The sequence below is a fragment of the Sphingobacterium paludis genome, from assembly GCF_004364125.1.
In the GTDB taxonomy this organism is placed as follows: Bacteria; Bacteroidota; Bacteroidia; order Sphingobacteriales; family Sphingobacteriaceae; genus Sphingobacterium; species Sphingobacterium paludis.
In genome coordinates this window covers 231,058-256,788 of the sequence record NZ_SNZV01000005.1, presented here as the reverse complement: position 1 = coordinate 256,788, position 25,731 = coordinate 231,058, and the positions used below count along the sequence as shown (strand labels likewise).

General features: G+C 37.7%; 21 protein-coding genes. 7 read left to right on the top strand and 14 right to left on the bottom strand.

All coding sequences use genetic code 11. From position 1 onward, the window contains the following. Positions 1-15: 15 nt before the first annotated feature. Complete coding sequence (locus B0I21_RS11455; protein WP_133640605.1) at positions 16-2,100, top strand: type IA DNA topoisomerase; 2,085 nt, start codon at positions 16-18, stop codon at positions 2,098-2,100. A gap of 162 nt (positions 2,101-2,262) precedes the next feature. On the opposite strand, the gene B0I21_RS11450 is transcribed toward B0I21_RS11455, so the two are convergent. From B0I21_RS11450 to B0I21_RS11430, 5 genes are read right to left on the bottom strand one after another with little or no spacing between them, the layout of a single operon-like run. Next, positions 2,263-3,090: an RteC domain-containing protein gene (locus B0I21_RS11450; RefSeq protein WP_133640604.1), complete on the bottom strand. Its 828-nt coding sequence runs from the start codon at positions 3,088-3,090 to the stop codon at positions 2,263-2,265. Positions 3,091-3,139: 49 nt separating this feature from the next. Then, positions 3,140-4,204 (bottom strand): DUF6695 family protein, encoded by a 1,065-nt coding sequence (locus B0I21_RS11445; protein ID WP_133640603.1) that lies wholly within the window; start codon positions 4,202-4,204, stop codon positions 3,140-3,142. Positions 4,205-4,207: 3 nt separating this feature from the next. After that, the gene (locus tag B0I21_RS11440; RefSeq protein ID WP_166637838.1) at positions 4,208-7,318 is read right to left on the bottom strand and encodes an efflux RND transporter permease subunit; all 3,111 of its coding nucleotides are present in this window, start codon (positions 7,316-7,318) and stop codon (positions 4,208-4,210) included. A 5-nt stretch (positions 7,319-7,323) separates the two neighbouring features. Then, positions 7,324-8,394 (bottom strand): efflux RND transporter periplasmic adaptor subunit, encoded by a 1,071-nt coding sequence (locus B0I21_RS11435; protein WP_133640601.1) that lies wholly within the window; start codon positions 8,392-8,394, stop codon positions 7,324-7,326. A gap of 13 nt (positions 8,395-8,407) precedes the next feature. Continuing rightward, complete coding sequence (locus B0I21_RS11430; protein ID WP_133640600.1) at positions 8,408-9,757, bottom strand: TolC family protein; 1,350 nt, start codon at positions 9,755-9,757, stop codon at positions 8,408-8,410. 215 nt (positions 9,758-9,972) lie between these two features. On the opposite strand from B0I21_RS11430, the gene B0I21_RS11425 reads away from it, so the two are divergent. Both B0I21_RS11425 and B0I21_RS11420 read left to right on the top strand, forming a co-directional pair. Next, positions 9,973-10,977 (top strand): sensor histidine kinase, encoded by a 1,005-nt coding sequence (locus B0I21_RS11425; protein ID WP_133640599.1) that lies wholly within the window; start codon positions 9,973-9,975, stop codon positions 10,975-10,977. Next, the gene (locus B0I21_RS11420; RefSeq protein WP_133640598.1) at positions 10,974-11,687 is read left to right on the top strand and encodes a LytR/AlgR family response regulator transcription factor; all 714 of its coding nucleotides are present in this window, start codon (positions 10,974-10,976) and stop codon (positions 11,685-11,687) included. The genes B0I21_RS11425 and B0I21_RS11420 overlap by 4 nt, the downstream gene beginning before the upstream one ends. Before the next feature lie 238 nt (positions 11,688-11,925). Here the strand turns inward: B0I21_RS11420 and B0I21_RS11415 are convergent, their stop codons facing one another. From B0I21_RS11415 to B0I21_RS11405, 3 genes are read right to left on the bottom strand one after another with little or no spacing between them, the layout of a single operon-like run. Continuing rightward, positions 11,926-13,515: an MFS transporter gene (locus B0I21_RS11415; protein WP_208292324.1), complete on the bottom strand. Its 1,590-nt coding sequence runs from the start codon at positions 13,513-13,515 to the stop codon at positions 11,926-11,928. Between the two features lie 2 nt (positions 13,516-13,517). Continuing rightward, positions 13,518-14,564, bottom strand: coding sequence for an HlyD family secretion protein (locus B0I21_RS11410; RefSeq protein ID WP_133640783.1), 1,047 nt, complete (start codon positions 14,562-14,564; stop codon positions 13,518-13,520). A gap of 10 nt (positions 14,565-14,574) precedes the next feature. Beyond that, positions 14,575-15,954: a TolC family protein gene (locus B0I21_RS11405; RefSeq protein ID WP_243836061.1), complete on the bottom strand. Its 1,380-nt coding sequence runs from the start codon at positions 15,952-15,954 to the stop codon at positions 14,575-14,577. Positions 15,955-16,245: 291 nt separating this feature from the next. Between B0I21_RS11405 and B0I21_RS11400 the strand changes: the two genes are divergently transcribed. Next, on the top strand, positions 16,246-17,025 hold the full coding sequence (locus tag B0I21_RS11400) for a helix-turn-helix domain-containing protein (RefSeq protein ID WP_133640596.1): 780 nt from the start codon (positions 16,246-16,248) through the stop codon (positions 17,023-17,025). Positions 17,026-17,084: 59 nt separating this feature from the next. Here the strand turns inward: B0I21_RS11400 and B0I21_RS11395 are convergent, their stop codons facing one another. From B0I21_RS11395 to mobC, 6 genes are all read right to left on the bottom strand, one after another. Beyond that, positions 17,085-17,540, bottom strand: coding sequence for a DinB family protein (locus B0I21_RS11395; protein WP_133640595.1), 456 nt, complete (start codon positions 17,538-17,540; stop codon positions 17,085-17,087). 201 nt (positions 17,541-17,741) lie between these two features. Then, on the bottom strand, positions 17,742-18,674 hold the full coding sequence (locus B0I21_RS11390) for a siderophore ABC transporter substrate-binding protein (protein ID WP_133640594.1): 933 nt from the start codon (positions 18,672-18,674) through the stop codon (positions 17,742-17,744). Between the two features lie 33 nt (positions 18,675-18,707). Beyond that, positions 18,708-19,466 carry an iron ABC transporter ATP-binding protein gene (locus B0I21_RS11385; protein WP_133640593.1) on the bottom strand — a complete coding sequence of 253 codons (759 nt, stop codon included), beginning with the start codon at positions 19,464-19,466 and terminating at the stop codon, positions 18,708-18,710. Next, positions 19,463-20,410, bottom strand: a complete 948-nt coding sequence (locus tag B0I21_RS11380) for an iron chelate uptake ABC transporter family permease subunit (RefSeq protein ID WP_133640592.1) — start codon at positions 20,408-20,410, stop codon at positions 19,463-19,465. The genes B0I21_RS11385 and B0I21_RS11380 overlap by 4 nt, the downstream gene beginning before the upstream one ends. Next, the gene (locus B0I21_RS11375) at positions 20,407-21,390 is read right to left on the bottom strand and encodes an ABC transporter permease (RefSeq protein WP_243836060.1); all 984 of its coding nucleotides are present in this window, start codon (positions 21,388-21,390) and stop codon (positions 20,407-20,409) included. The genes B0I21_RS11380 and B0I21_RS11375 overlap by 4 nt, the downstream gene beginning before the upstream one ends. A gap of 160 nt (positions 21,391-21,550) precedes the next feature. Further along, on the bottom strand, positions 21,551-23,548 hold the full coding sequence (gene mobC, locus B0I21_RS11370; protein ID WP_133640591.1) for a conjugal transfer protein MobC: 1,998 nt from the start codon (positions 23,546-23,548) through the stop codon (positions 21,551-21,553). 156 nt (positions 23,549-23,704) lie between these two features. Here mobC and B0I21_RS11365 point away from each other — a divergent pair, with 156 nt between their 5' ends. From B0I21_RS11365 to B0I21_RS11355, 3 genes are read left to right on the top strand one after another with little or no spacing between them, the layout of a single operon-like run. Next, positions 23,705-24,283 carry a TetR/AcrR family transcriptional regulator gene (locus tag B0I21_RS11365; protein WP_133640590.1) on the top strand — a complete coding sequence of 193 codons (579 nt, stop codon included), beginning with the start codon at positions 23,705-23,707 and terminating at the stop codon, positions 24,281-24,283. A gap of 44 nt (positions 24,284-24,327) precedes the next feature. Then, positions 24,328-25,368, top strand: a complete 1,041-nt coding sequence (locus B0I21_RS20290; protein ID WP_208292323.1) for a nuclear transport factor 2 family protein — start codon at positions 24,328-24,330, stop codon at positions 25,366-25,368. A gap of 23 nt (positions 25,369-25,391) precedes the next feature. Then, positions 25,392-25,655, top strand: a complete 264-nt coding sequence (locus B0I21_RS11355; protein ID WP_133640589.1) for a putative quinol monooxygenase — start codon at positions 25,392-25,394, stop codon at positions 25,653-25,655. Positions 25,656-25,731: the final 76 nt, after the last annotated feature.

Below are 25,731 nucleotides of genomic sequence, written 5' to 3'. Positions count from 1 at the left end.
TAATCCATTAGCATTATGAAAGCAATCATTGTAGAAAAGCCAAGTGTGGCGAGGGAAATAGCTACCCTGCTGGGAGCGACCGAAAAACGGGATGGCTACCTCACAGGGAATGGCTATCAGGTTACGTGGGCATTGGGGCATTTGGTCGGACTGGCGATGCCCGAAGATTACGGGGTATCGGGTTTCCAAAGGGAAGCCCTGCCCATTTTGCCCGACCCTTTTATACTTACGGTACGCAAGATAAAAAAGGACAAAAGTTATGTTCCCGATAACGGAGCATTAAGACAGTTGAAGATTATCCAACAGGTCATCGGAAGATGCGATAGTATTATCGTGGCCACCGATGCCGGACGTGAGGGGGAACTCATCTTTAGGTACATCTATGAATACCTAAAGTGCCGGAAACCCTTTGAACGTCTATGGATAAGCTCGCTCGCGGAAAAGGCGATTAAACAGGGCTTTGAAAATCTAAAAGCCGGAAGCGATTTTGACGGGCTTTACCGTGCCGGACAAGGGCGAAGCAGAGCCGACTGGCTTGTGGGTATCAATGCCTCGCAGGCATTGAGCATTTCGGCAGGGCGTGGTGTTTACTCGCTTGGAAGAGTACAAACGCCTACGCTTGCCCTTATCTGCAAGCGGTATTTGGAAAACAGGGATTTTACCGTCAAAAAATACTTTCAAATCCAGTTGGAACACCGCAAAGAATTTGTGGACTTTAAGAGCCTTTCCAAGACCAAATGGGATGAGAGGAAACTCGCTGACGACACGCTGAAATCCATTCAGCGCAACGGAACAGCTACCGTTACATCAGTCGAAAGCAAAACGGTTACGGAGCAAACGCCTTTGCTGTTCGACCTAACGGGATTGCAGAAAGAAGCCAATAAAAGAGCATCCTATACCGCCGAGGAAACATTGGACATCGCCCAAAGCCTGTATGAAAAGAAGTTTATCACCTATCCACGTACGGGGAGTAAATATATTCCCGAAGATATATGGTCGGAAATCCCTGCACTGGTAAGGAATTTGGAAGCCCGTGCTTCCTGCAAAAAAGCGGTAGGAAAAGTGAAATGGGGTCGTTTCAATAAACGCATCGTGAATGACGTAAAGGTCACAGACCACCACGGTCTGCTGATTACCGAAAAAATCCCGTTTGAATTAACAGCACACGAAAATGTTATCTATGATATGATTGCGCACCGCCTGTTGGAAGCCCTTTCGTCTGTCTGTACCAAAGAAATAACGGACATCGGATTGCAGGCTTTACACTATGATTTTACACTGAAAGGATGCAAAATTCTCGAAGCCGGCTGGCGTGGCATCAAAGAAAAATTTATAGATGAGGACAACGAGTCTGTTCAGGAACTGCCGGAATTAAAGGTCGGCGATGAGCTGAAAATCAAAGAGGCATCCGTACTGGAAAAGAAAACCAAACCGCCTGTGCTCTACACCGAGGCAGGTCTGTTGTCCGCAATGGAAAATGCCGGAAAGGAAGTGGACAACGAGGACGAACGCAAAGCCCTTAAAGACATCGGTATCGGTACACCTGCCACAAGAGCCTCCATTATAGAAACGCTTTTTAAAAGGGATTATATTCGGCGTGAAAATAAATCTCTAGTCCCGACTGATAAGGGATTGCAGGTTTACGGGGCTGTCAAGGACAAAAAGATTGCCGATGTAGCCATGACCGCCGAATGGGAAATGGCATTACAGAAAATCGAAAACAACGATGCGGATGCAGATGCTTTTCACCGAGATATGGAAACCTATGCTACTACCATTACACGGGAGCTTTTGGACACGGGCATTGCCAAAGAAAAACAACCCGAACTGACCTGCCCCAAATGCAAAAGCCAACAGCTATTGATATGGAACAAGGTTGTAAAATGCCCCGATGAGGCTTGTGGTTGGCTTCAATTCCGTATTGTATGCGGAGTACCATTGAGCGTTACCTATATAGAAAGTCTTTTGACTAAAGGTAAGACCGACCTTATCAAGGGCATGAAAAGCAATTCAGGCAATAAATTCAATGCCTATATCGTCATGAACGATAAAGGCGAAACCTGCTTTGAGTTTGAAAAGAGGAAGCCAAAAAGGAAATAAATGTTTTGTTTTTTTGACGGCATACAGCGTGAGGGATAGAAGCGACATCCTTTTGCGGTCCTCGCAGATCCGCAAAAGATACAGTGGATAGCCCGACCCGTCTGCATTTTTTCGATAGCCTGTTGTATGGTGGCAAAATGCAGACCGTGACACGCCCAAACCCTACTTTTCGTCCTGCTCGTCCATCTTCTTCATAAGCGTTTCCCGAAGTGTATCGAGGAATTTCGTTTGGTTCATCTTTCGGTTTCGCAATTCCAAATATGTTTGGTAGAAGTTACCCAAATTGATATTAAACACATATTCAAAATACTTCGCTATTAGCCTTATATCTGCGTTCCCATTGTCAAAGACACCTTGATAGTGCAGAGAATAAATCAATTCGATTATTGCCACCTTACTACATGTCCAGTTCAGTTTAATTAGGGCTTTTGGATTGTCCTTTTGATCTTTATTGTACAACTGGTCTTCGATATAGACCTGTATCAAATCATTACCTATTATCTTAGCAACCTTATAATCATGCGAGGTGGAAAAAGATAAATCGGACTGAAAATAGCCTGTGTCTAAGCATAGCTTTATATCGTGGTTGCCCCGTAGAAATAGCTTCTCATCAAGCGAAGTATTATTGGTACGGTAGTATTTATAAAAATCAAGGTTGTTGTCAAAGTACCGTTTGAGTTTTTTCAATTCTCTATTGAGGTACTTCTTAATAGATTTTGCCCCGTTGGGTTTCTTCGTCTCAATCTTATAAATGGTATTGTAATAAATGAGTTTTGCAACAAGGGTAGGTTTCTGATATTTGAAAAAGCGAATTTCTTCTTTTTCGCTCTTGAAGCCTCTTTTCAGAGTATACTCTTTAATGTCTACCAAACTTTTGATAATCAAATGTATGATAACTTCTATTCGCATTATTTGATAGTCAGATTCGAGTTCGAGTTCATTGATCGCTGTTTCCAATTTTTTTATCGCTTTATTACAAAATTCGTCCATTTAATTATCTTTTTGTAAATAGAAAGAAGTACTTCCTCTAAGTTATTATTCAAAATTGTTCCAAATGTGTAGTCATTAATCTTGATAAATTATTAGCTAGTTGTTGTCTATGGTAAATCAGAATTTTGCGCCCTTTCTGTATAACATGGGTAAAGAGAAGATGGCTATCATATGTAATTTTCCAAGGTAGTGACAGAGCTAAAGGGGTGGCGGCTTCACCTAGAACAGTATATTCTAGTTCACCATCTGAGTTAAATCTTTTGACGATAAGCATACCATCTTCGGTCGGCTGTAGATGATACCAAGCCCCATCACCCACGCCTCCTAGGTATTGTGCGTCAGAAGGTATACTCCGAGGTCTTACAGTGTGCAACATACATCCTATGATCTGATCGGTGGGCAACAATTTCGCCTTATTGGACTTTACATTATCTCTCAGTTTCTTCAATAAAAAAAATACAGACTGAAATCGGTTCATCTTAAATTGAATTAAGCCTTTTTGTCGCGAGTATAAATATACTATTCTGTCTGAGGTCGCATTTACGACATTACTAATCGGGCTCGCTTTGATCGTTTCGGGGAAGTTGATACCATGAAACCAATTGTACCGAACGGATGAACACATCAGCATTCGGACAATAAAGCGCGAACAATTATTATTTCCACGTGCTACCGCACCATATGGGTAACTACCTTCAAGTACACAATGATCGGCATATTTTTTTGCGAGTGTAAAACTGATGTCTCGCGCAATGGAAAAATATAATATTCCTGTCCCTTTCATTTCTGATTTCAAGAGCTCAAAGTGCGTGATAATTTCTTCTAGATTGGTAATGCGTTCACCGTCAAATTTTGCTTTGAGCTTAATATCCAAACGAGGATCGGAAAATTTTGAGCGCGCACGCCCGTACCCTCGAGGAGTTACATAGCGCCCAAAGTCGTAATAGAGCATCTCGCCGGTCTGTCGTTCAACAATAACAATACCCGTATGACCAACTTTAAAGTTTAAATTTTTCACTAAACCGATTTTCTTAAAGAACATCATCCATTTCTCGTCTCCACGGATGGTCGTGTCGGGCCAGGTTAGAATAAACGCTAGATCTTCTCTTTCCATAGTTTATTCATTTTCCAGAATCACGATTTCTTTTCGTTTGCCTGATCCGATTCGACTCAACAAGCGATCCATCACATAGTAAAAAAGAGGGACGACAATAAGAGTGAGAAATAAAGAGCTGATTAGGCCACCGATAATGACCCACGCTAATCCGTTCTTCCATTCTGCGGCTGCACCTGAAGCTAAAGCGACTGGTAGCATTCCGACAACCATAGCCAAGGTTGTCATCACGATTGGCCTAAACCGCTCATGTGTCGCCTGTAAAAGAGCGTCTTTTAGTGGCACTTCTTGTTCTTTAAGATGGTTGGTAAAGTCTACCAATAAAATTGCATTCTTTGCGACTAAACCAATGAGAACAATCATTCCCAAAAGGGTAAAGACATTTAATGTCTGCATGGTCAAAGCCAAAGCCAATAATGCACCAATAATAGCTAACGGCAGTGAACCTAATACCACCAAGGGATACACAAAGCTGTTGTAGAGCAAAACCATAATAAAGTACACCAAGAAAATGGATACCAATAAGGCCATACCTAATGAGCCGAAGCTGTCACCTTGCATCTCCAACTCTCCCCCAGGGATAATCTCTATCTGTTCTGATAAGTTTAAATGTTCGATGGCCTGATTGATATCAGCGCCTATATCGCCGATGGGTCTTCCACCTACCTGTGCACTCACACTAATGGACGGGTTTCGATCACGTCGTTCTAAAAGTGTTGGACCTTGTGTCTCCGTGATACTAGCAAACTGTTTTAGCTGAACGAGTTGCCCCTTATTGTTCATGACCGAAATATTTTCTACATGCTGGATCTGTTCTCTATCTGCCTGATCCAAACGGATATTAATATCGTATTCTTTATCATCCCGAAGAAGTTTAGCATCTGTATTGCCGCTGAAAGCGAGGCTTAATGTTTGTCCTAGGTCAGCAAAAGCCACACCGAGATCTGCCATCTTTTTTCGGTCGGGTACAATACTGATCTGCGGATTTCCTTCTTTGGTAGATAGCTCTGGATCGACAACACCTTTAATATCTTTCATTTCCTCAAGGAGTAAATGGGCTGCAGCGCGTACAGTGTCTATATGTTGGCCAGTAACGTAGTAGCGAACAGGAGCTTCATCGATATTCCCCATCATATCGGTCATTCCTAGACTAACAATCACATCAGGCAGTGTTCGTTGCAACGTTGATTTCAACTCTTGTGCAAGGTCGCCTGCCGATATTTTTCTGTTTTTATGTGGCACAAGCTTAACACGGAGTTCGGCCAAACTGGCCTGTGATTGCCCATTTTCTTCGGCACCAACGGTAGTAAATACGTTTTCTACGGCCGAATTATTGCGAACGATACTTTCGGCCTGAAAAGTAGAGGCATTGGTTTGTTGGATTGTTACATCTTTTGGGAGTTCAAGCTTAATGACAAATTGTCCCTGATCGCCTTGCGGGGCAAAATCACTACCAATAAACCCTTGGTCAATAAGCGCCATCGAACTGACAAGTAAGACGCCGACCGTCGCAAACACGATAGTTTTATTTGAAAATGACCAGTTCAGGATATTCCCAAACCAAGATGCTACAGAGGTAATCCCACGTTCGAAAGCAACCTGTAATTTACCTAGAAAAGAATCTGGGTTAATTTTTTCCAGTTTGCCAAACCGGGAGTAAATCAACGGAATAACTGTAAAAGCGACGGCTAGGCTCACGATTACCGCAATCGCTATGGTTAGAGCAAATTGACGGAAGACATCGGAGATCGTTCCTTGTGTCAGCGAAATAGGTACAAATACAACAACAATTACTAACGTAATGGATATGACGGTAAATCCAATCTCCTTGACGCCATCATAAGCGGCTTGGACTACAGTTTTACCACGTTCTAGATGCTTATGTATATTTTCGATGACCACAATGGCGTCATCAACCAAAATTCCGATGACCAGTGTCAATCCCAGCAAAGACATGATATTGAGACTAAACCCGAATAGATACATCGGTATAAACGTAATGATCAAAGAAAGCGGTATAGCAACTGCTGCAAAAATAGAATTGCGGAAACTCTGCAAAAAAAGCAAGATGGTGACCGCTACCAAGCCAATGGCCAAGACCAGATCAATTAAAACAGAATTTGCGCTTTCAATTGTAAATTCGGCATTGTCAACCGCTACCACAAAAGAAATTTTTTCTTCTTCATATTTTTTCTTTAACAGCGCTAAGTGGATCGCTACTATTTTTGATATTTCTACCGTATTTGCATCTGCTGAACGCTGTATGGTAATACCAATCGATGGGATACCATTGGTTCGATTGATAGTTGCTACTTCTTTATAAGTATCTGCCACTTCAGCTACATCTTTGACCATTACTGAAGTGCCGTCCGGTAAAGTTTTCAAAATAACATGTCCGATATCAGAAGGTGTTTGAAATTTGCCTTCTAATCGTATCTGTAACTGTTTTTCTTCGTTGATTAATTTCCCGGTAGGAAACTCCATATTGGATGTTATCAGTATCTGGGCAACATGGCTGATGGATAGCTCATAAGATTTGAGCTTATCTTCGTCGATATTCACTTGAACTTCTTTTACAAGGCCTCCGATTAAAGCAACTCTACCTACACCGGATATGCGTTCCAATGCTGGTTTTATCTTACTGTCGACAATTTCATATAGTTCCATTTCATCTATCGACGAGGTAACTCCAATGGTCATAATCGGAATGTCTGTGACTTTAAAATCGGTAACGGCCGGTTCTTTAGCGTCGTCAGGCAATTCTGAACGAATCTTATTGACTTCCCGCTGTGCTTCCTGCATCACTTTTTCGAGATTCGTACCCGGCTTTAGTGTGATGGTTACAAGCGAAAAATTCTCCATCGATGTAGACATAACATTGTCTATACCCTCCAAAGCTGCGGTTGCTTCTTCGATTTTTTTTGTGACCGAGTTTTCAACTTCTTGTACGCCTGCACCTGGATAAAGTGTTGTGATGGAGATGGTATTTGTAGAAACTTTTGGCATAAGTTCCTGATTGATATTCATCAGAGAATAGATCCCGAAAGCTGCTAATGCAATACAGACGATAATGACTGCAGTAGGCCTCTTGATAGATATTTTTGTTAAATTCATTTTTGTTACTTGTTTAAAATCGTGATAGGGAATCCGTCCGATAAGTTGATTTGGCCACTCGTGATGACGGTGTCTTGACATGTTATTCCCGAACGGACAACAATCTGTTTATCGTTGTAAGAACCAAGGCTGATTTCTCTTTTTTGTGCTATTCCGTTCTTAACGACATACACATACGGTTTTTTTGTGCTGCCTACTATCGCTTTGCGGCTAATAACGATATCATCGATATCATTATCTTTGGCTGTCAGGGACAATTCGGCAGATGCAAACATACCTGCTCTTAAATCAGGATTGTTCTCTTTTAGCGTGATGTCAACGATGTAATAGTGCAGGTTATTAGCCTTGGGCGAGATGAGTTCTACGATTCCTTGGATGGGTTGTCCTGCTAAAGCGCTTACCTTAACAGTCACTTCTTGACCTTTTTTAATCATTAAAACATCCGACTCCGCTGTACTCAGGGATAGCTTTAATCCACTGCCCGAGATAATCTGTACAATCTGTCCACCTGTCATGACGAATTGCCCTTCTTCGACATAGTCCGCAGCAATAATACCGTCTACCGGAGACAGGATCGTTGAGTTGGCTATTTGATCCTTTAGGCTCCTGATATGCTCCTCCACATCGCGTAGTGACATCTGTATAGTTTCGAGCTCTTGGCTTGCTACAGCACCATTCTTTTTTAGTATCTGGTACCGCTCCACATCTTTTGCTAGTTTCGCATAATTTGCCTGAGCTGACTGTAGACTTTTTTGTAAGATTTCATTTTCTATCTGCGCGATTGGTTCTCCTTTACGAACGGATTGGCCAGTTTTCTTATACTTTCTGATGATTATTCCTTGCTGTTTTGAAAGAATGGGTATTTCATTTTCAGGCCTAATAGTGCCGTGCAGTACGATGGCATTGTGTAAGGTAGCTTTAGCAGGTGTCTCAATAATTACGGGTACGGTGGTGTTGACTACGAGGGATTTTTCGATGTCTGCAGCCATTTTTTCTTTGTTGGCCGATAGTTGTCCTATTAATAATCCAATTAAAATGACGATAACACCGACTGCTATACTTATTTGCGATTTCATTGTTCTTTTGTTTTTATAAGTTATTTTTAAGTGTTCCTAAGGCCTTCTGAAATTCTATTTCTGCAATTTTATAAGCAATACATTCATTACTGTATGCTGTTTTTGCATCCAGTAGAGATGATTCCGTGCTGAAGACCTCACCGATATCGATCAATCCTTGTTTGTAGAGTAAATTGGTTTTGTTGTAATTGTCTTCGGCTAAATTCAAATTTTGCTTTTGCTCTGTTAGATTTTCCCGTGAGAGTTGTAGTTTATGGAATGCATTACGTTCGTCAGCTTCGAGGTCGTGTTGCTTTTGCAGAATCTGAGATTCGATCCGTTGGTTTTGCCAATGTAATTGCTGTATTCTGCTGCGTTTTGCATGACCATCAAAAATGGGAACTTTAAGACGTAAACCAATGGCAACGGAACTGAACCAAGGATCTTGGGTTATTCTAAACTGATCGGATTGAAACTGATATCCGGCGGAAAATAAACCGGAAAGTGTTGGGAGGTATTTCTTTTTTTCTTGTATAATTTCAAAGTTCACTAGATTTTTTTGGGTCGTTAATAGTTGAATCTCTGTCCGATTTGTGTTATCGTAAGGTGGAAAAGCATCATTAATTTGGGGAGTCAAAGCGATTCCGTATTGGATTGTGAAATCTTCATTGACATTCACACCTATCAAGGCTTTTAAATAATTTGTCTGTTGGTAAATTATGCTTTCTAAGCCTCTTTTTCTAGTTTTTAGACCGTTTATATTCACTTGAATACGGTTACGATCAACGGGCCGACTAATACCTTGTGCGATACGTTCATCGACAATGGTATAGCTTTCGGTTTGTAGAATAAGCATGTCTTCTACATTTTTCAACTCTTCTTTAGTCCGTGCTATTTCGTAGAAAATCGTACTTACATTGTAGATAACTTCTTCTTTTGTAAGCTCCTTCTGAAGAGTCAACAGCTCTTGGTTGGTTTTTGCAATCCTAATCCCCTGAAATAATGCAGGGTCAAAAATGACCTGCTCGATTTGGGCCGAAAAATCAAGGAGATTTTTTGTGCCCATCTGTGCTGGAATTTTTGTCCCAGGTTGACCTACGATTTCTCCAGGAAGTATCATTGTGGGTATAACGATGTTACGGTCTATAACACCACTTCCAGATACCTGAGGTAGCAAGTTAGATTTAACTTCTTGGATTTGGTAATAGTATTCATGATAATCCGCTTCTGATTGTCGGATCTTTGCGTTATTTTCTAATGCATAATTGATGCACTCTTCTAAGGTACCGCCTTTGTTTATCTGTTGTGCGTTAGTTACCGTCGAAACTATCGCCAGACAGAACGTAAGCAAAAACAGACTAAATTGACTTTGTCGTATTCCCATATCATTTTGTTAATGTTGCGGACAAAAATGAAGAGGAGAATGCAAGAGCAGAAAAATATTCAACAAGTGTGCTATCAATCTACATGAACATATGTAAACGATATAAAACACATGAAATTCGAGGTTATACTAGAAAATGGCTCGTTGGTATTGAAATCCGCTAGGTTCGTAGGATATTTTTTGCCAAGCCTATTTATTGCGTATTTTTGTTGTGTATGAAAAAACTGGCTAAAAAACGAATGACAGTGATAGTTGGGATTCTAATCTGCTATGTTAGCTTGGTAAATGTGATCTCACCATACTCCTTCTTTCCGGCAACAGTTATAGCATTGCTGACACCCCTGAACATTTTTTTAGTCTGGATAGTGACCACCAAATTATTGATACCTAAATTGCTAGCTCGATCTAAGATTATTGTGTACATCCTTTGCTCATTTGCACTAATTATACTAGTCAATGTATTGGTATATTTTATTTTAGGAACTTCTCGCACGTTATTTCAGATAGAAATCGACCTTTTATCACAAAAACAAAGTCATAATAATATTTCAGCAATTACTTATATTTTTTGTACTGTAATCTATTTTCTAAATAAAGACAAGGAATCTATTATAGAGCAAAAAACGATGGAGATGAATATGCTTAAATCACAAATTAATTCCCATTTTCTATTTAATGCGTTAAATAATATATATTCCATGACCTATTTTGATTCCAAACAGGCTTCTGATTATGTTATGAAATTGTCTAAAATGCTGCGCTATGTTCTAGAAGAATGTGATGCTAAACACGTGTTGTTGGGTAAAGAAATTGAGTATATAGAACACTATTTGGATTTTCAGAAATCGAGAAATGAAACTGATAAACAAAAGATTATATTTAACCATAGCAATGCCGGAAATCACGATAAGCTTGTGCCACCGATGATTTTTCAGCCGATTATCGAAAACTGCTTTCAATACTGTTCTCTACATTCGGATACAGACTTTGTTCGTTTGGATTTAGCGTGTGAAGAAAATGTTTTGACCTTTAAAGCGGTTAATACAAAATCTTCAGAAGGCGAGATAAGCATTGTAAGGAGTACACATATCGGTTTGCAAAATTTACGGAAAAGATTGGAGATGAATTTTGATAATGACTATTCACTAATCATCCAAGAAAACGACGAGTTGTACAGTTTACAATTGGTTTTTAAAATAGCTAAACAAATAGTATCATGAAGGTATTGGTAGTGGATGATGATTTTCATGCGCGTAAGCTCTTGACACATTATATTGAAAAGGTTCCATTTCTGAATTTAATTGGTTCTTGTAGCGATGTATTTGAAGCAATGGGATTAATGGCCGAGCAGCAGATAGACTTGCTTATTCTTGATATACAGATGCCTAGTATGACAGGAGTAGAGTTTTCAAAAAGCTTACGGAATGGCCCGTTAATTATTTTTTCTACTGCTTATTCAGAGTATGCGTTGGAGGGGTTCGAACAGCACGCAGTAGATTACTTGCTAAAGCCGGTGGAATTTTCGAGATTTTTAACGGCTTGTTATAAGGCTAAAGATAGATTTGACTATGTGAAAAAAGAGATTAAAAGACCGACCGAACAAAATGATCCCAAGGAATACCAATCTTCTTATTTTACGGTAAAAGATGGAACTAAGTTCTACAAAATTAATTATGATGATTTGTTATTCGTTGAGGGACAAAGAGAATATGTAACCTTCCACACAAGCAAGGAGCGAATTACAGCCCTATATACCTTGAAAAGTCTGGAAGATATTTTACCCTCGAAACTATTTAAACGGGTTCATAAGTCATTTATCGTTTCATTACAACATATTGAAATGATTGAAGGGAATAGATTAAAGATAAGCATGCATAAAATTCCAATTGGAGCTTCTTACAAATCCGACTTACTAAAATTAATGGTATAGAATAACTACTTCCTAGTATTTTAGGAACTAGAGAAATGAAAGTCCTAATATCCTAAGGGAGTGTAGTGTATTTGCCGTAGAAACGATTCGCTTTAATATCAAATAACTTAAATACAAGCATTGATCCCAATTTTAAACTGTCTATTTTTAGGGGCACTTACAGAAGTAACATCGATAAGATGATTTTTTAAGATCCTCATCTAATTTATTTGATATGTTGTAGAATATATTGTTCATTCTAATAAGGGATATTACCTTTTCTTAATTTCAAAACAACATGTTGAATTTGTGGCAAGAGGAGCAAAACAACAATTACCAAAATCACACCTATTAGCATCCAGTCGTAATAATCTCTAGTAGCACGAGCCAATATTTGATGACCTACCATTTGATTAAAATATCCTGAGGATACTGCTTTTGAAGTATAGATATCGCTACCGGCATTCGTATATTGATTTTGAATATCCAGTAAGGTAGCTAGCAATTGTGGGTTCGTTTCCGTAACTGCTTCCCGAATCTTTTCGCGAACTCCTGATTTTGCAAATAATTGAAGTTCGTTATTCAGTGCCAGACTAGCTGCAAATCCAGTAAACCTAGCCAATATTCCAACAAGCGATGCATTGATAGCAATTGCTGGCGGTGCTGATGAAGCTGTAAACGAAACAATAGGGACAAATAAGACTCCTGTTGCCACACCATAAAGAAACATCGGTAAAATGAAATCAATTGTTTCGCCCTGTACAGAAACAAATAGTATCATATAAGCATAATAAATCGCCATTATTCCAAAGCCAGCAATAATCATTCTTATCAGGTTGTAGCCCATCAAGACAAATCTAGAGGTAATGAACATACTCACTGTAGTTCCAAAAATTACAGACGTCCATATCGGAATGGTGCTCAGTGGGTCATTTCCTAAAATTACTTCAAGATAGCCGTAAGCAAGTCCTGTACTTCCCTTAAAAATATAAAATGTAAAAAGTAGTAATAGCCCAATGACAAAATTCTTTGTCTTGAAAATCTGTAAGTTGATTAATGGTCGTTTAAGCTTCAATTCTCTCATGATGAAAAGTGAAAGAATAATTAAATTGATTACACTAAGCATAGTGATTAATGAACTACCGAACCATCCCAATTGTCGCCCATATACAAGGATGTATCCTAAGATTAAGATGAAAGACACGTAAAACAGATAACCTATCCAATCCACCTGATAAAGTGGAATCTTTTTGGTAAATCGAGCTTTACTGTTCATTGTTAGCAATACAGTAATTGTTAGCATTAAGAGTATGACAATAAATCCGTAGAATAGCCAGTTAAAATCAAAAAAATCAATGACCAAGCTGGTAAAAATAGAATAAAAAGGAACGGCAATCTGTATGCTGCCATACAGTAGGCTATAAGCGATCACACGTGCACGTACAGACTGTAAACGTGGAAAAATTAGTTGTAACACAATTCCTGACATCAAGGCACAGGTAATTCCTTGAAAAAACTGGCAGATAACAAACAATGTCCAATCTTTGAAATGAAAACAGATTACAGAACATATTGCATTTACGGCAAGGGCAATCAGTAAATATTTCCTAGGGGCAAAATATTTTACGATTCGAAAATCAAGTGCCAGGAAAGCTACGGTAGAGCCGTAAATAACGACCATGCCATATTGTACATCGGTAGGTTGTATACCGTAAAATCCCATTGTTGCAATCGGACTGCTGTAAAAAGCGAAGCTAAACAGACAAGTCATCAGAATGGCAAATATGACGGATCTCGCCACCCATTCAGATACCCAGGATTTGAAAATAGGTTTTTTATGTGCCTGCATCATTAATCTTTTAAAACATAAACATTGGCATTCATTCCGGCAGAGAGTTTTCCTAATTTTTCAGGCGTATCGGTTAGTTTAATACGAACAGGAATCCGTTGGATGATTTTGACAAAATTGCCTGTAGCATTATCTGGTGGAAGTAATGAATAACGTGAACCTGTGGTGGGCGAAAGTGATTCGATAGTACCATTGAATTTTTCATTCGGAAAGGCATCAACTTCAATGGATACAGCTTGTCCGATCTTGAAGTTGCCAATCTGTGTTTCTTTAAAATTTGCAATTACCCATTTTTCCTCAGCTTTGTTCACCAAAAAAGCCAATGTTTGCCCAGCTTGTATCAGTTGACCTTCCTGAATAGTCTTTTTACCAATTTGTCCATCAAAAGGTGCAGTGATAACCGTGTATCGAATGTCTAATTCCTGTCTTTGAAGAAGTGTTTCTTTAATTTTTATCTCTGCCTGTATCGCATTATGTTGCGCTCTAAAATCATTAAGTTTAGATTCTGCTACTTGTAAAGAAGCTTTAGCCTGATCATAATCTGACTGTGCAATGGATAAAGAAGCACTGATGTTATCGAATTTCTGTTGTGTGGTAGATTCATCTGCCAGTAGATTTTTATAACGGTCAAATTCTTTTTGCTGTTGGTTCAATCTTGCTTTAGCTCCTGCCAATTGTGCTTTCATAACCTCAATGCTTTTAAGCTGTGTTTCTTCGTTAGCCGTCAAAATTGGTAATTTGGCGTGTGAACTCATGAGCTCTGCTGATGCAGCATCTTTTTTCAGTCCATACTCGTCCAACTCAATGACCACAAGCGTATCACCTTTTTTAACAAGCTGATTGTCCTTGTAATATATTTGGCTGATATAGCCACCCACTTTTGCGCTTATAGGTGAAAGATAAGCATCTACCTGTGCATCATTGGTCTGTTCATAGCGATACCCTTTTAAGAAATAGGTAGCTCCCCAAATAATGATCCCTACGAATAATGCGATACCAAACCATTTGGTTAGGCTTACAATAATTTTATCTGTTTTATTTTTGTTCATCATATTTGTATTAAAGAATTCCTATAATTGCTAATAGTCTGATATGGGTTACTTTTACGTTTGTTTGTGCTGTTGTAAGATTGAATTTGGCTTCCAACAAAGCGTTTTCTGCTTCCAAAAGATCGGTCAGTAGTGATTCTTGATTTAAGTAGCTACTTCTGATAACACGAACGGTTTCAGTAGTTCTAAGGATATTTTTCTCTGCCGTTTCCACACTCTCCAAAGCCTGTTTTTGCTGTAAATAAGCTTCTTTTACCTGAAGAGAGATTTCGTCCTTCTTCATTTCTGCTTTTTCTTTAGCCTGATTGCTGACAACTTGGACACGAGCAATGGTATGTTTGCTTTTGTACAAATTATCAATCGAATACTGTACTTTAATTCCTGTCTGACCAAATCCCCACAAGTCATTTGAATACGGATAAAAGGAAATCTGTGGATAGTTGTAATTGTAATTAGAGTACAAAGAAACTTTAGGCAATAACGTAGCTTTCACTTGTTTTACGTTCAGTTCACTCCATTTGATGTCACTACCAGCCATTTTGTATTCTGGAGATTTGTTGAAAGCAATGTCTACATAGTCATTGTAGTCACCCTCTGTGATAGCGTTTAATTCAATTGTATCTTCGTATTTGATTGCTAGCCCCATATCATTTTCACGTCCCATCAGAATATTGAGCCGTTGTTTGGCGATTTCAATCTTTTTTGTAACATCGGAAAGACTAAGTTCCAGTTGAGACAATTTCACGGAGGTTCTCAGTACATCACTCTTTAATACGGTGCCGTTTTTATGCAGACTTTCTATCAATCTCAATTGCTTTTTTTCTGCTTCAATCTCTGCATTTAGAAAATCATAGAAATGCAAAAACTTATATAAATCAAAATAAGCAACTGCAACATTATATTTTACACTATGCTTTTGCACATCAACTTCATATTGTTTTCGTGTCTCTTCTTCCTTTTTCATGGCTACGTTTCTCTTGTCCTTACCTCCGTTGTAGAGGTTATAGTTTAAGTTGTATCCCACTCCGTATCCATAGCCTTTTACAGGTACATCCTGTGGAGAAGAAAATAATCCATTGTCGTAAATCAGAAATTTGGAATTAAGTTTTAAATCCCCACCTACTGAAAGTTCGGGCAACAAACGGTCTTTGGCTTCCAATATTTCTATTTTACTTTGCTGAAGATTTAGATCAGATAGTTTCAGTTGTCGATTATTCATTTCTGTAACTTTCCATATTTCTTCCAAACTTAATGGTTGGACTTTTTCTGTATGTTGAGCGTAAATATGGGGTGTAAATAACAGCATCAGTACACCCAGAATCGGAACTGTTTTATATTGTTTCATTAGTTTTTTTATATAATGATTGGTTTCTTTCTCTTTTCTAACCATTGTTTTAATAACTTTTTCAACTCATCAAAAGCAAAGCTTAAATCTACCATTGGCATAAGGGGACTGGAATAGGCACAGGCCAGCCAGTAGATGCTGGCTTTATCTATTTCTTCATCTGTACGAATTAATTTATGTTCAGATTTTGGGGCTTGTATTTCAAGCTCAGAATCTTTGTCTGGTTTTATGATTTTATGTTCATAACGATTCTACGATTATTAACACAACAAAATTATTCAACGTACCAAGCTATCTTTTTATATAATTAGCCTAATATTTGCTATATTTGGCCATATGGAAATTCTTAGCCAATTAATAAATATTGTGGATCAAAATCCTGAGTCAATTCTAGTGATGCGACAACAAACTGAGCAGCGTTTACCTGCTCATCAGCACGATAAGGCTCAGTTATTATTGGTTTATGGGGGAATTGCTTATTTACAAACAGACACAAAAGATTTCTATATTCCGTCTAATCATTATATATGGATACCCAAAAACTACCAGCACAATCTGATGTTTAATACACAGGATTTATACATTATAAATATTTATTTTCCAGATGAAAAAGCAGATAGTTTTTATGATGAACTGGGTATTTATCCTGTTAGTAAGCTTCTGGCAGAAATGCTCTCATTTAGCGAGAAATGGCAAGGTGATTATTGCAAAGGTTCATGGGAATTTGAGTTTTTAACTACGCTTAAAAGCGTATTATCAAAGGAAAACCTCCAAAAATTCTCCATTCAACTTCCTACAACGGACGATCCAAGGCTTAATACCATAATCGACGGTTTTAGAAATCGATTAAATGAAAATCTAAGTTTAGATAGTATTGCTCAGCAATCGGGAATGAGTGTAAGAAGTTTGACCAGATTATTCCAAACGAAATTGCATATCACTTTTGTTCAATACTTAAAAATGCTTCGTATTATTAGAGCAATGGAATTGATTAATAATACAGATTCGAACATGACGGAGATAGCTTATGAAATAGGATATTCAAATATATCTGCGTTTAGCAATAATTTTCAGCAACTAACTAATATGAGACCTACGGAATTTAAAACCAAATAAGAACGGACGCTTTAATTGGTTTAGCGGCATCCTAATTAGGATGCATCAGAAAATTTGCTTTAAACAAATTTTCTGATGCTCATTGCATATCCCAAATGTAACCCTTCGTGAAAGTTATTGCATTCAAACGCATCTTGAATAGAAGTTAAGTGAAATCCAACTCCTGTTGTACGTTCGTTATAGGTAACGAAAGTCCCATTTTCAAAATCATTGATGGTTCGTTCAATCTGAGAAATCAACAGGGATCTAAGTCCGTCTGCTTCTTGTTGAGAAACGGGCGCTGTCGGTTTAGTTCCAGATTGATATTTATTGAATACTTCGTCAGAAAGATATCCTTGCAAATCGGAGCCTATGTAAATCAATTTGTGTTGCGTAGCAATGATGTGTCCGATGTTCCAGATCAGATTGTTATTAAATCCGTTGGGGATTTTATTGAGTTGGTCTAACGAATATTTATCAAAAAAATCCAGATATAATTTCCGACTAGTTTTCCATGTTTTAAATACAGTTTCCATTTTTTATTACATTTGTAAATATCCGATCTGCATTATTACTTCAAAAAGCTCATTCTAAAGATAGGAAGAATCTAAGAGTATTGATGTTGATGGTTTGATTTAACTCAGCATCACATTACAAGCGTTTTCAGATTTCATAATGCACAACAGATTGCAAATAATATAAAAGTACTGATTTTAAAATCTACAGTCCTTTTTTAATTATTTATACCCCTTAAGAATATCCTCTATCATGGTCCTGGTAGAATAAGATCCACCTCCAGAAAGATACCAAACATCAGGGTCAAGATAGATAATTTTATTTTTCTTGTATGCACTGGTTTGTTGAACAAGCTTGTTTTCGATTTCATTTCTATTTGTCACATTTCCCAAGACTGAATTTCGATCAATAATGTATAATACATCAGGGTCTTTTTCAGCGATGTACTCACTTGAGACCACAGTTCCATGATAAATAGCTTCTTCTTTTAAATCATCTGCCGCCTTAGCTTTCAAATCATTAAAGACAAATCCATATCTGGAATCGGAACCAAATGTGCTAAAAGTTCCTGCATTATAAAGCAGAATCATAATTTTATTCGACGAAGAAGCAATCTTTTTAGAAGCTTCGTTTATAGCGTGTTCCAATTCTTTATTTATTTGATCAGTTTGATCAGTTAACTGAAAGACCCGTCCTATAGTATTGATATTTTTTTTGATAGATGACTTAAAGTCTCCATTTTCTATGCCGAGATATAATGTCGGGGCTATAGAAGAAAGTTTTTCATAATCTTTTGCTTGCAAGGCAGATATAATAATAAGATCGGGATTAATCTTACTAACCATTTCAAAGTTAGGTTGTAAAATGGATCCACCATCTTTGACGTTTTTATCGTTAATATATTTATGTAGATATTTAGGTACATAATCCTTACAAATTCCTGCGACAGGTATATTAAGTTCATTCAGAGTTTCGAGACTACCCATATCAAACACCACAACCTTTTTCGGATTAGTTGAGACATTTATTTCTCCGAGTTCATGTTGAACGGTTATACTATCCACTTTGTCTTTTTTGCTTTCATGGTTATTGCAGCTTATAATTAAACTACTGAGACCTCCTAAGAGTGTTAAAAAAAAGTATCTAATTTTCATGATATAAAAAAAATTATTGATTAATTATTTTTGTTATTTATAGTAATTGCAAATAATGACTTTGTCATCTTGTATTATTTTGAATTCGATATCGAATAATTCTTTTAGGTTCTTTTCGGTTATAACTGATTTATTGGGGCCATGAAAAAATACACGACCATTTTTCATAGCAATTATATAATCGCTATAATTTGCCGCAAAATTTATGTCATGGACAACTGTAATTACAGTTTTTCCGTATTCGTCAGCAAGGAATCGTGTTGTATTCATGATTTCTACTGAGTGCTTCATGTCAAGATTATTTAAAGGTTCATCCAGCAGTATATATTCTGTATCTTGAGCGATTACCATGGCTAAAAAGGCTCTTTGAAGCTGACCTCCACTAACTTGATCTATATATGCATGTTTGATATCTTGAAGATTCATTTTATTTATAGATTCTTCAATTTTCATATTATCCTGAATAGTCAGTTGCCCTTTACTGTGAGGAAATCGTCCAAAATCAACCAATTCTTTGATCGTTATCTTCACATCAAACACATTCTGTTGCCTTAAAAATGATATTTTTCTTGAAAGTTGGTCTAATGAATAGTTAGATAACTCTTCACTATCAAGAATAATAGAACCATTGTCTGCTTTTGCCAATCTTGCCATTAATACAAGAAGCGTAGATTTTCCAGCTCCGTTAGGTCCAATTAATGAGATAACTTTCCCTTTTGGAATTTCTAAATTTATATCGTGCAAAATAGGTATGCCTGCATAACTTTTGCTTAGTGAATTGATGTTTATCATTTTTTAGTTCTTAAAGTTCGAAGTATTAATAAAATAAAATAGAGTCCTCCTGCGAGGTTTATCAATACCCCGAGGCTGTGTCTATAATTTAAAATATGTTCAATCACAAATTGAGCCGCCAACATGAACATTGCAGTAATAAAAAATGCAACAGTTATGGTTCTATGATGAAGATATGTGTTAGTCAATCGATAGCTAATATTAGATATAAATACACCTATAAAAGTTATTGGTCCGATAAGTGCTGTGGATACTGCTATTAGTACTGATATTGCTATAAGCTGATTTCTGGCAATCTTGTCATAATCTACTCCAAGTCCCATGCTATATTCTCTACCAAGAACCAGAATATCTAAAAATTTAAAGAATCGAGATAAATAGATTATGACAATCAATATCGTAACTATGGCTATTGAAATAGTTTTTATCGAGATTCTACTCAACGAGGAAAACATAGCACCTTGGATATACCCAAACTCATTTGGGTTGATAATCATTTGTAAAAACTGAGTCGAAGTATTGAAGAATATCCCAAGTACTAAACCTATAAGTAAAATAAAGTATACATTTTTCTTATTTCTCTTAAAAAACACTCTATAGAGAACTAGGGAATAAACGATCATGATGCTTGAAGCAAAAATGAAACTTAATTCTTTAGATCTGAAAAACAAGCTATTGCCACCAAATATTAATAAAAGTAACACCTGTGAAAAGACATACAAATACTCGTATCCCATTAAAGAGGGGGTAAGAATTTTATTGGCCGAAATAGTTTGAAATACCACTGTAGAGTAAGAGATACTGATACTTACAAGAATTAATGCTACTAAACGTTCCATTCTTCCTGCAACAACGAATTTGTTACTGAAATCTATATCGTAACTTAGGAATGCTAACACAATTAAGAGCAGAAATGTCAACAAAATGAACAATAGTTTTTTCATCGATTCCTATTTGTTAGAATAATTAAGAAAATGACAGCTCCTAATGACCCTACAATCATACTGACAGGTATTTCATAAGGATAAATGACAAGTCTTCCTACAATGTCGCAAATCAGTAATGCCAGAGCACCGTAACATGCTGTAAAAGGTAGATTTTTACGCACATTATCACCGTGTATAAATGCTACGATATTTGGAATTATGAGGTCGATGAATGGTAATGAGCCAACCGTCAAAATAGTTGTGCTTACCATGATAGAAGTAAGAATCAGACCAATGATAACAACCATTTGATAATTGATTCCTAAAGATGTTGAAAAATCTCGTCCCATCGATGCTATAGTAAACTTACGGGCATATAGGTAGCATATGACAAACAAAGGCAACATCAAATAAATTATTTCATATTGCCCCTGCAATGTTTTTGTGAAATTTCCGACCATCCAACTCTCCATATTCTGTACTATGTTAAGTTCAACACCAAATAGATTACTTATTGAGTTGAGTGTATAACCGAACATTATTCCCAATATGGGTATAAGAACTGTATTGCGGTTGGCTAACTTGGTAATTGAAAAAATAAAAAGTAAAGTAAAGCCGAAACAGAAAAGAACACTAAACAGTAGTTTAGTAAATACACTGTACTGGGGAAACAAAAACAAACTAAATAATATACCAAGTTTTGCAGAATCCAATGTTCCAGATGTTGTGGGAGAAATAAACTTATTGTGGGAAAGTTGCTGTAATATAATACCACAGATTGAAAGCCCTGCACCTGTCAAAATAAGTGTAACTGTTCGAGGAATTCTACTTATAATAAGTATTTGTAGATCTGAGTGTTTTAGCAATGTAACACTATTTGGCAATATTGATTTAACCCCAATAAGAAGTGATGCAGCAGTAGCGACTAATAAGATAAAATATAGCGTTACAATATGTATTACATTAGTTTTGTTTTTCAAATAATAAAGTTTTGTCATTCCTTCTTTGAATAAGAATTAAATTCCAAAATTATTAAAGATGAAGGCTTGTTAGTGTCTATAATTAGCCTAATATTTGTTGTATTTAGCCAATGGGTTTTCTATTTACGATATGAAATATTTATCAAATCAAGAACTGTCTTATGGCAAGAAAGGCTTGTTATTTTTCGGTTATCAAATGCTGTAAATTAGGATCATTCTTAATCCGCTCCATTTCGCTTTCTACAATCTGCATAACGTCCGCTTTGACCTGCCTGTAATTGGCTTCAATGACTTGCTTCATATTATCGTTGCCGTGTTCATCGGCAAAGGATAATATCTGCGGTATCTTCTTATAGGCTTTGGTTTCGGCAGAAACCTTTTTGTTATCCACGACAATTTCAGCATGAAATATTTTCTGCTCGATACGCTCATCAAAATTATCTGAAACAGACCCAACGAACATTCCCTGTGTCAAGGTAGATATTTTGGATGCAGGTATAAGCGTGTCCAGTTGGGTGGATATAGAGGTGGATTTGTCATTGCGGTTAATGGTGATGCTCTGACGTTTCTGCAAGACCTTTCCGAACCGTTCAGAAAGTGTCTTTGCTGTCTCTCCAACGACCTGTCCACTAAAGATATTACCGACCAAGTTTTGTATAACCTTGCTTTCCTTATCGCCGTAATCCCTCGTCAACTGCGAATAGTCTTGGATGCCAAAAAGTGACGAAATCCGATTTGAACGTGCCGTACTGATAAAATCCAAACCCCTAAAATAAATGGTGGGCAATTCGTCTATGACAATGGAACTTTGAAGCTGTCCTTTCTTATTGATGAGTTTTACAATCCTCGAATTGTACAACCCTAAAGCGGACGAATAGATATTTTGGCGGTCGGGATTATTGCCCACGCACAAGATTTTCGGCTCTTGGGGGTTGTTGATGTCCAGAGAAAAATCATCCCCCGTCATCACCCAATAAAGCTGTGGCGAAATCATCCGTGACAATGGGATTTTTGCCGATGCTATCTGCCCCTGCAACTGGTCTTGCGCTCCGCCCTGCCACGCATCCATGAAAGCCGAAAGATAGTTTTCAAGTTCGGGATATGAGGTGAGTATCGTAAATACGTCTACATATTTTTTATTCAGCAATTCAATAGCGTGTGGGAATGTGCAATACTTTCCGTTTTCATAGATTTTCAGAAACCAAATGATTGAAGCAAGCAATATAATTGGGCTTTCCACGAAAAAATCCCCTTGCTTCAAAATCCACGACCTGTTGAGGTTAAGCATGATGGTATAAGAGGCTTCGTAAGCATCGGATATATCCGTCATAAAGGCAGGACTTAACGGATTGCATCGGTGGCTTCGGCGTGGGTCGTCAAAATTGATAACATAAAATTTCGGCTTTACCTTATACTTATCGGAGTGTTTCAGCAAATGGTTGTAGGCAATGGTGGAAAGGTCGTCAAACTTGAAATCGTAGATATACATCGCAAACCCCTTTTCGATATGTTGCTTGATGTAGTTGTTTACGATGGCGTAGGATTTTCCCGAGCCGGGAGTACCAAGTACAATCGAAGCTCGAAAAGGGTTGACGATATTAACCCATCCATTGTTCCACTTGCCTTTGTAATAAAACCTTGTGGGAAGATTGACCGAGTATTCATTTTCTATCAGACGGGTTTCCTGTTGGAAACTCTCATTTTCGTTATTGAAAACATCGTCCATGAGATTATTGCGGAGTAGTCGGCTCATCCATACCCCTGCCATGAGCAAGGCTATATAACCCAAACTCGTTGTAAGGATGTAAAGCGATGTGGCAACCCCTGCCGACAGCCCTAACAATGGTGTGTTCAGAAAGAACAGCACAAAGCCGATAACTAAGGCGGTGTAAATCTTAGCCCATGTTATCTTTTCATTCTTTACGCCTTTAGTGCCGAGACAGCTTAACACCAACAACAGCAATGCAAAAATCTTGGTGTAAAGTGTGTGGGCAAACAGCCCTGCGGTACGGTTGAAATTGGTCAGTATCTTGCCGATGATTTCCAGTGTCCAACCACGTTCGGCAAAGAATCCGTAACAGAACCAATAAAAGTGCATCAGTACCAAAAGAATACTTACAGCACGCATAAAAGCCATGATTTTGGCTAATCCTCTCAAATCGTCTTCTCCCTGCATAACAAAAATTTTTAGTGATGCCCGAATTTAGAGGGTATTTAAAAGGGCTTATCCAAAGCGGTTTCGGATGGCTTTTGGTGGCAACATTTGACCAAGTACGTAAAATACCGAATGGCTATTTTGTAACAACTGTTACAAAACACTATCTTTGCAACCATGCCGAGAAATAAGGAATTTGATTACAATGAAAAACTGGAAATAGTGCGTAACCTATTTTGGGAAAAAGGTTACCATGCAACCTCCATGAAAGACATTGAGCATGTAATGCAACTTAGCATTACCAGTATCTATAATGCCTATGGGAATAAACATAAACTGTTTCTTGAGTGCCTCGGCAATTATGCCCAAATGAAAACGGCTCAATATCAAGGAGCAATCAAACATAACGGTTCACCCTCTGCAGTACTTTCCCATGTGGTACATGATGTGGTGAACCAAACAATAAAGGACAGAAAGGCCTGCCTTATTATCCGTACAATCTTTGAATTGGGGGATAGCGATAAAGAGATAAGCAAATTGATTACTGCGAATGCCAAAGTTTTGGAGGGGATATTCAAAGACCTTATAGAAAAAGCAAAAATGGCAAAAGAGATTGTAAGTGATATTATACCCGAAGTGGTAGCAAGATTTATCCTTTCATCTTTTAGCGGATTTCACAAACATTACGTTTTATCGGGGAGCAAAAAGGAAGTGGAACAAATGGTTGATTTTATGCTAAACTCAATGAAAGCATAAAATTTTTTGAAACATTTTGTAACGTTCACTACAAAATAAAATTTATGAGAAAACAACTAAGTATAATTTTAATGTGCGCAATTATTACGACAAATGTAGCGTATGCACAGCAATTCATAAAAAACAGCAAAGAAGTAATTATGGTAAACAATTCACAACAGGAAGTGCAACGACTGGTTGCGCAATCCTATTACGAAAAAATCGATAGTGGAAATTTCAATGATGACAGTTATTATGACCTGTTTACAGAAGATGTAAAGGTATTCTATCCAAAATTTGGCTTCGCCGAGGGCAAGGCAGGTGTAAAGAAATTCGGTGAACCGGTAAGGAAATTGTTTAACAACCTCACTTTTGAGTTGGACAAATTCAATTTTATCGTAACCGATAATACCGTTGTGGTGGAGGGTGTGGAAAAAGGAGCGATACATAGGGGAGTTGCCTTTCCCGATAATAAAGTGTCATTTGGAAAGTTTTGTACAGTGTTTGAATTTGAGGGCAACCGCATAAAGAGAATGTACTGCTATGTCGACCCCGACCATGCAGGCGTGGATAAAGAAGTTGTGTCATTGCTCAAAACTGACTATGAGCATGACAGTACTTCCTTACAGGAAAAGCAACGGAAAGATGCCAAGGCATATTTTAGAAAAGTTGATGCACGCGAATTTGACAGCGGTTACTACAACCTGTTCACGGAAGATGTGGAACTGTACTTTCCAAAGTTTGGATATAGCAAGGGTAAAGAGGGTATCAAACAGTTTGGCGTAGCAATGTCCGATTTTCTACAAGGGCTTACTCACGATATAGAAAATTTCAACTATGTGGTTTCAAACAATACAGTTGTCGTTGAGGGTACTGAAAAGGGCGTAACCATTGACGGCAAATCGTGGCCGGACAATGTTACAGCCTTTGGTAAGTTCTGTAATGTTTTTGAGTTTGAGGGAGATTTAATCAAACGTATACATATTTATGTTGACCCCGATGTTGCTTCTGAAGACATAATAAGGATGACAAGGTTAAATAACAGCTATGCGAACAATAAAACCGATAAACAACATCGGATAAACAGGAAGTTGAGATTATTGTAGAATTTAGCCTTAAACCCAACGTAATGGATGAATTTGAAGCTATACTACTTCCACATTTGGAACGTGTAGCTTCGGAAGAAACCTGTATTACGATGATTGCAAACCGCGACCCTAACGATAAAACCCGCTATATGCTTTACGAAAGATGGGCAGATGAAAAGGAGTTTTTGGAGGTGCAGATAAAAAGACCATACAGAGTTCCCTATGAGGAAAAAGTAGGGCCATTGGAAGCCGCACCACGTAAGGTGAGTATATGGAAAGCTACGTTGATAAGGAATAAAAGATAATCTGAACGTGGCTGTAAAAGCAAAAATCAATGACCAAGATGTGAATCCTGATCATTGTTATGTTTCATAGAATGAC